This is a genomic window from Arthrobacter sp. HMWF013 (assembly GCF_003061105.1).
Lineage (GTDB): Bacteria > Actinomycetota > Actinomycetes > Actinomycetales > Micrococcaceae > Arthrobacter.
The window spans coordinates 1-7,281 of record NZ_QAIQ01000465.1; the positions used below are offsets into that span (position 1 = coordinate 1).

8 protein-coding genes are annotated in these 7,281 nt (G+C 65.9%); 5 read left to right on the top strand and 3 right to left on the bottom strand.

Annotation, left to right across the window (positions count from 1 at the left end; all coding sequences use genetic code 11):
* Window positions 1-928: PAS domain-containing protein (locus DBR22_RS16695; RefSeq protein WP_146187536.1), on the bottom strand; the 928-nt coding region annotated here is incomplete at its 3' end.
* A gap of 234 nt (window positions 929-1,162) precedes the next feature.
* Here DBR22_RS16695 and DBR22_RS16700 point away from each other — a divergent pair.
* The 5 genes from DBR22_RS16700 (at window position 1,163) to DBR22_RS16720 (ending at window position 5,192) form a co-directional block, all read left to right on the top strand.
* Window positions 1,163-2,173: a Bug family tripartite tricarboxylate transporter substrate binding protein gene (locus tag DBR22_RS16700; RefSeq protein WP_108599941.1), complete on the top strand. Its 1,011-nt coding sequence runs from the start codon at window positions 1,163-1,165 to the stop codon at window positions 2,171-2,173.
* Window positions 2,170-2,682 carry a tripartite tricarboxylate transporter TctB family protein gene (locus DBR22_RS16705; RefSeq protein ID WP_108599942.1) on the top strand — a complete coding sequence of 171 codons (513 nt, stop codon included), beginning with the start codon at window positions 2,170-2,172 and terminating at the stop codon, window positions 2,680-2,682. The genes DBR22_RS16700 and DBR22_RS16705 overlap by 4 nt, the downstream gene beginning before the upstream one ends.
* Window positions 2,682-4,292 carry a tripartite tricarboxylate transporter permease gene (locus tag DBR22_RS16710; RefSeq protein ID WP_108599943.1) on the top strand — a complete coding sequence of 537 codons (1,611 nt, stop codon included), beginning with the start codon at window positions 2,682-2,684 and terminating at the stop codon, window positions 4,290-4,292. Before DBR22_RS16705 ends, DBR22_RS16710 begins: the two co-directional genes overlap by 1 nt.
* Before the next feature lie 60 nt (window positions 4,293-4,352).
* Window positions 4,353-4,754, top strand: coding sequence for a universal stress protein (locus DBR22_RS16715; protein ID WP_108599944.1), 402 nt, complete (start codon window positions 4,353-4,355; stop codon window positions 4,752-4,754).
* 180 nt (window positions 4,755-4,934) lie between these two features.
* Window positions 4,935-5,192, top strand: a complete 258-nt coding sequence (locus DBR22_RS16720) for a hypothetical protein (protein WP_108599945.1) — start codon at window positions 4,935-4,937, stop codon at window positions 5,190-5,192.
* A 70-nt stretch (window positions 5,193-5,262) separates the two neighbouring features.
* On the opposite strand, the gene DBR22_RS16725 is transcribed toward DBR22_RS16720, so the two are convergent.
* Window positions 5,263-5,499: a hypothetical protein gene (locus DBR22_RS16725; RefSeq protein ID WP_108599946.1), complete on the bottom strand. Its 237-nt coding sequence runs from the start codon at window positions 5,497-5,499 to the stop codon at window positions 5,263-5,265.
* Window positions 5,500-5,651: 152 nt separating this feature from the next.
* Complete coding sequence (gene hutH / locus DBR22_RS16730; RefSeq protein ID WP_108599947.1) at window positions 5,652-7,241, bottom strand: histidine ammonia-lyase; 1,590 nt, start codon at window positions 7,239-7,241, stop codon at window positions 5,652-5,654.
* Window positions 7,242-7,281 lie beyond the last annotated feature (40 nt).

Consider the following 7,281-nt stretch of genomic DNA (forward strand, 5'->3'; position numbering starts at 1 on the left):
GTTCGGTACGGTCACGCAGGGTGGTGACGGCGCCGATATTCCGGCCGCGGGACCGGATCGGCACCCGGTTCAGCACCACGAGCCGCTCCCCCACCAGCACCAGCCGGTCCGGATCCACCTGCTCCTGGGTGAGCACTTCCTTGAGGGCAGGATCCACCGCGAGCGCCGCGAGGTCCTTGCCCACACAGTCGGCAGGCAGTCCGAGAAGTTCGCGGGCACTGTCATTGGCAACCGTGACGCGCTGGTGCGGATCCAGTGCCACCACGCCCTCCTTCAGCCCGTGAAGCATGGCTTCGCGGTTTTCCACCAGGCCGGTGATTTCGCTGGGTTCCATGCCGAGCGTCTGCCGCTTCACCCGGCGGGCCAGCAACAGGGAGCCCGCCACTCCCAGCACGCTGGCGATACCGAGGTAGGTCAGCAGGTTGGGGACGGCGTCACCCAGGCGCTCGAGAACGGAGGGATAGTGCCGGCTGATGGAGGCAATCCCGATCATCCTGCCGCTGTCATCAAGGACAGGAACGTGCGCTGAGAGGGTCTGTGAACCGGATCCACCCACAGTGCCGGTCCAGGCGCGGCCTTGCATGACCCTGCTCTCACCCAGCTCCAGCGGCTGGCCCAGGAGGCTCGGATCGGACGAGGTCACCACGGTGCCGTCCAGCTTGGCGATCGCCACGTGTGAGGACCCGGAGACCGTCCGTACTGACTCGGCCACCGCGGGGAGGGCTGAGCCGACCCTGGGTTCGGCGTCGGGAAGGAGAGCGCGCACCGTGGGATTGGCGCCCAGCGCTTCAGCGGCGGACAGCGCCCGGCGGCCCTCGATCCGTTCAAAATCGGCCGCCGATTGCGCAAGGGAAATCGCGGCCACGGCCACCAGCACGGCGAGGACGATCAGCAACTGCAGCGCCAGGTACTGCCCAGCGAGGGACATTCCTCTACGTCGAGACACTGTTGTTCTTTCCTCTGGTGCGGCGCGGGGCCCTCGCGGGGGTACCGGAACTATATCCCAGCGTACGGGGCTATCCGGGCCCGGTGGGCCGCTGGAAACGTGAACGCAATGAACTTAACTTTCTCTGCGTACACAAGAGTGATGCCCGTCACTTCCGGGCCTAGCATCGGATCACCAGTCAGTTTTTTGTTGAACATTCTCAGAGAAGAGGAACCCATGCGCCAGATCCGCGCATTGCGTATTGCCGCCGTCGCCGCCGGCATCGCCCTGATGGCCACCGGCTGCGGGGCCACCGGGAAAAGCTCCACCGATTCCACCACCACGGGCGCCGCTGCAGGTCCGTTGACCAATTTCCAGATCATGGTCCCCAACACTGCAGGCGGCGGCTATGACACCACCGCCCGCGTCGCTGCCAAAGTCCTCGAAGACGAGAAAATCGCCACGAACCCCGAGGTCTTCAACCTCGCCGGCGCCGGTGGCACCGTGGGCCTCGCCCGTATCGTCAACGAAAAAGGCAACGGCAACCTCACCATGCTTATGGGCCTGGGTGTGGTGGGAGCGAGCTACACCAACAAGTCAGAGTCCAAGCTGACGGCCACCACTCCGCTGGCCAAACTGATCGAAGAGCCTGGCGCCATCATGGTCAGCAAGGATTCGCCCTTCAAGACCATCGATGACCTGGTCACGGCGTGGAAAGCTGACCCCGGTTCCATCAGCGTTGGCGGCGGATCCTCCCCCGGCGGCCCGGACCACCTGCTGCCCATGCAGCTCGCCGGCGCCCTCGGCATCGATGCCACCAAGGTGAACTTCGTGTCCTACGACGGCGGCGGGGACCTCCTCCCGGCCATTCTCGGCAACAAGGTGGGCTTCGCGGCCTCCGGTGCCGGTGAGTACCTCAAGCAGATCGAATCCGGTGCGGTCCGCGTCCTGGCCACCAGTGGCGAGAAGCGCCTGGAAGGCGTGGACGCCCCCACCCTCAAGGAATCAAACATCGACCTGGTGTTCACCAACTGGCGCGGCATCGTGGCCCCTCCGGGCATCACCGACGCCGACAAGGCCAAGCTGATCGCCGCGCTTGAAAAGATGCATGGCACGGCTGCCTGGAAGGAAGCCCTGAAGACCAACAGCTGGAGCGACGCCTTCATCACCGGAGCTGAGTTCGAAAGCTTCCTTGCCGAGCAGGACAAGCGGGTGGCGGACGTCCTCACGAAGCTTGGCCTGGCGTGAGCTCCTCACCAACACTGGCCTCACGGCTCAAAGGCCGCTCCGAGCTGGGGGTTGTCCTCCTGCTCGGGGCGGCCGGGGCCCTGGTCATCGCGGACGCGGCCCGCATCGTCACCCCCTACTCCCAGTCTGATCCCGTAGGACCAAAGACACTGCCGTTCATCGTGGGCGGCCTGCTGCTGGTCTGCGCTGTGTTCCTGGCAGTCAACGTCCTTCGCGGCGGCCAGGGCGAAGCCGAAGGCGGCGAGGACGTGGACCTCACCCACCCTGCCGACTGGAAGACCGTCCTGCCGCTGATGGGAGCCTTCATCGCCAACATCCTGCTCATCGACTGGGCAGGCTGGGTCATCTCCGGCACCATCCTGTTCTGGGGCAGCGTCTGGGCACTGGGCGGCCGGAACTACATCCGTGACGGCCTCATCTCCGTGGCCATGTCCCTCCTGACCTTTTACGGCTTCTACCTTGGCCTCGGCATCAACCTGCCCGCCGGGCTCCTGGAAGGGATTCTCTGATGGATGTCTTCTCCTCCCTGATGGACGGCTTTGCCACCGCCCTGACCCCCCTGAACTTCATGTACGCCGTCATCGGCGTCATCCTGGGCACCGCCGTCGGCGTCCTCCCGGGCCTCGGCCCGGCCATGACCGTGGCACTGCTGCTTCCGGTCACCTACGCCCTGGAACCCACCAGCGCGTTCATTATGTTCGCCGGCATCTATTACGGCGGCATGTACGGCGGCTCCACCACCTCCATCCTGCTTAATACGCCAGGCGAATCGTCGTCGGTGGTCACGGCCATCGAAGGCAACAAGATGGCGAAAGCCGGCAGGGCCGCACAGGCACTGGCGACGGCGGCCATCGGCTCGTTCGTGGCCGGCACCATCGGCACCGCCCTCCTGGCGCTCTGCGCTCCGATCGTGGTGGATTTCGCCGTCAGCCTGGGCGCTCCGAGCTACTTCGCCATCATGGTCCTGGCCCTGCTGGCAGTCACCGCCGTCCTGGGCTCCTCACGGCTTCGGGGCTTTGCGTCCCTGGGCCTTGGCTTGGCCATCGGCCTGGTGGGACTGGACGTGGTCACCGGCCAGGCCCGGCTCACGTTCGGCGTACCGCTCCTGGCGGACGGCCTGGACATCGTGGTGGTGGCAGTGGCCATCTTCGCCGTGGGCGAGGCACTCTGGGTTGCCGCGCACCTGCGCCGCAACCCGCTGCAGGTCATTCCGGTGGGACGCCCGTGGATGGGAAAGCAGGACTGGAAGCGGTCGTGGAAGCCCTGGCTCCGCGGCACGGCCTTCGGCTTCCCCTTCGGCGCACTGCCCGCCGGCGGCGCCGAGATTCCCACCTTCCTCTCGTATGTCACGGAAAAGCGCCTCAGCAAGCACCCCGAGGAGTTCGGCAAAGGCGCCATCGAGGGTGTGGCCGGTCCCGAAGCAGCCAACAACGCTGCAGCCGCGGGCACACTGACCCCGATGCTTGCCCTGGGCCTGCCCACGAACGCCACGGCGGCAGTGATGCTGGCAGCGTTCACGCAGTACGGCATCCAGCCCGGGCCGCAGCTGTTCGAGAGCGAGGGACCACTGGTATGGGCCCTCATCGCCAGCCTCTTCATCGGCAACCTGCTGCTGCTGGTCATCAACCTGCCGCTGGCACCGATGTGGGCGAAGCTCCTGCAGATCCCCCGGCCCTACCTGTACGCAGGCATCCTGTTCTTCGCCACGCTGGGCGCCTACTCGGTGAACCTGCAGGCGTTCGACCTGGCCCTGCTGCTGGCGCTCGGTGCGCTGGGCTTCATGATGCGGCGCTTCGGACTTCCCGTCCTGCCGCTCATCCTGGGCGTTATCCTCGGACCGCGTCTGGAAAAGCAGCTCCGCCAGACGCTGCAGCTCAGCGCCGGCGACCCTGCCGGCCTCTTCAGCGAGCCGATCGCCGTCGTCATCTACATCATCGTGGCGATCATCCTGCTCTGGCCGCTGCTGTTCAAGCTGATCCGGCGGAACCGCCCGGCGGCCGTTCCTGCGGGGATGCCCTCAACCGGCTCCGGCACAGTGCCCCCGACGGAGGCCGGAGGCAGCGGCGGCGGTGGCAGCCACCGCGCCGATGCAACCCCCGGTGGCGACGGCGACGCCTAACCAGTCAGGGGCACCCTGCCCCGCAGCAGACGATCAACTGACAGAAACAGAGGAACAGCCATGACGATTGTGGTGGGATACGTCCCTACGCCCGAGGGCGAAGCGGCCCTGACCCAGGCAATTTTGGAAGCCCGGAAGAGCAACAGCAAGCTGCTCGTGATCAACTCTTCCAAGGGTGACGCACTGGTGGACAACCGCTACGCTCAGGAACCCGAGATCCAGACCATCGAGGAGCGCCTTGCGGCCCAGGGTATAGACCACGCGATCATCCAGCCCGTCCGCGGCCACGACGCAGCCGCTGAAGTGCTGGACGCCGCCGAGGAGCAAAAAGCCGAGCTGATTGTGATCGGCCTGCGCCGCCGCACACCGGTGGGCAAACTGATCATGGGCAGCACGTCCCAGCGGATCCTGCTGGAGGCCGACTGCCCCGTGCTGGCCGTCAAGGCAGGTGCAACGGCCTGAGCCGCGGCATCCTGCGGATCCGAAGCTTCTTCGCCACCCCGGCCCCGGCGGTACCGGCCGGCGAAGAAGCTTCGGATTTTGCGCATCAGGATGCCGCAAAGACCAGTCATCTGACATCTCACTTGCCTCACCGGGTATGATTGACCGAGCCTTTGGCACGAAACACAGAAAGTTCGGCACATGAATACAGCAACAATGGAACGCCCCCTGGCCGCCGTGGCGACGGGTGAGGCCGCAGCTTCCCGGTCCCTGGACCTGCAGTTTTCCACCGCGCATGAGATGCACGAAGGACTGGACAAGGCCGTTGCCACGCTGATCGAGACCGCAAAGGCATCTGCCTGCGGCATCCTGGTGACGCGCCTCCACCCGGGACGCTTCCAGGTGGCCGTGGACGAGTCGGTTCCCTTCGGTGAGACCTACGAAAGCATTGCGGCCTGATCCGGCCGGTTTAAGCACAAAAGTCCCTGCAGTCCGGTACCGCCGGACCGCAGGGACTTTTTGCGTTTGGTCAGCTCCTGCGGACCTCGACACCGTCGGATTTCAGGAAGGACTCCTTCTCTGACGGGCCGGCCGGTACGAGCCACAGCACGTTCCCGCTCTGCGATACTTCCTCCACGACGCCATCTGCAATGACATGCGCGTGCTTAATGATTTCCACCCGGTCCCCGGCCTGAAGCGTTCCCCAGTCCGAGATTGTGGCCGAATGGGCATTGCGCCTCGAAAGAACTGCCCCACGTGCTTTCATGTGAACTTCTACCCCTTTGTATTACGTCCTGCGCCACAGCATCCTTGATGTGACTTTTGCTACACCTTCAGTTCTACTACAGTTGCCGCCGGCAAAATGTGCGTGTTGCATCATATTTCGAGATTGCCAGCAGCCGCGAAGAATATTCCCGTTCAGGCAAGTACTCCCACCGCAGATTCTGCAGCGGCCCGCACACGCCCGGAGGCGACCAGCCGGTCAGCTTCCTCCAGCTCCGGTGACAGGAACCGGTCTGTGCCAGGGCCCTCGACGACGGTCCGCAGCACCTCGACCACGGCCTTCCCCGCCGGGCCCGGAACGAGGCGGCCCCCGGATTGCTGCGTGCGGATGTCCAGGGCCCGTGCTGAGGTCACCAGTTCGATGGCGAGGACGCGGCGCAGGTTCTCAACGGATTTGCGCAGCTTGCGGGCGGCGTGCCACCCCATCGAAACGTGGTCCTCCTGCATGGCCGAACTGGGGATCGAGTCCACCGAGGCGGGAACTGCCAGCCGCTTGCTGTCCGAGACCAGGCCCGCCTGGGTGTACTGCGCGATCATGAGGCCGGAATCGACGCCGGGATCGTCCGCGAGGAAAGCCGGAAGTCCGTGTGAACGCGCAGGATCAAGCATCCGGTCCGTGCGGCGCTCTGCGATGGAGCTCAGGTCCGCTGCAGCTATGGCAAGGAAGTCGAGCACATAGGCCACGGGGGCTCCGTGGAAGTTTCCATTGGAGCTGACACGGCCGTCCGGGAGGACCACCGGATTGTCGATCGCGGCGGCGAGTTCCCTGGATGCAACCAGGGCAGCGTAGTCAACGGTGTCCCTTACCGCGCCGGCAACCTGGGGGGCGCAGCGCAGGGAGTACGCGTCCTGGACCTTGGAATCACCCACGCGGTGGGAGGCCACGATGGGCGAGTTGGACAGCACACGGAGCATGTTGTCAGCGCTGGCGGCCTGGCCCGGGTGCGGCCGGAGTGCAGCGTGCAGCTCCGGCAGGAACACCTGATCGGTACCCAGCAGGGCCTCAACGCTCAGCGCGGCGGTGATATCCGCCGTCGTCACCAGTTGGCGAAGGTCCGCGATGGCCATCAGGAGCATGCCCAGCATGCCCTCGGTACCGTTGACCAGCGCCAGGCCCTCCTTCTCGGCGAGGGTGACGGGTTCGATGCCGTGCCGGGCGAGCAGTGCGGCAACAGGCTCCCCGCCCCGCCCGCCGTATGTCACGCCGTCGGGCCCTTCCGCCTCGCCCTCGCCCATCAGCACCAGGGCGCAATGGGAGAGCGGGGCGAGATCGCCGGAGCAGCCGAGTGACCCGAATTCGCGGACCACGGGAGTGATGCCTGCGTTGAGCACGTCCACCATGGTCTGCAGCACCACGGGGCGGACGCCAGTGCGGCCCGAAGCGAGCGTCTTGGCGCGCAGGAACATGATGCCACGGACCACTTCCCGTTCCACGGCCGGGCCCATACCCGCCGCGTGGCTCCGGATGAGGGATTTCTGCAGCTGCGTGCGCAACTCGTTGGGGATGTGCCTGTTGGCCAGCGCACCGAAGCCTGTGGAGATGCCGTAGGCCGGAGTCTCGCTGTTGGCGAGGCCGTCGATGTGGGCGCGGACCTTCGCCACTGTGTCGAGGGTTTCCGGGGAGATGGTCACCTTGGCGTTGTGGCGCGCGACGGCGACGACGTCCTCGGGCGTGACTCCGCTGGAGCCGAGCGTGACGGTCAGCGGTTCGTGGGCTGGGCCCACGCGAACAGGGTTCCCTGGCCGAGCGTGCGAGGTTAGGGAG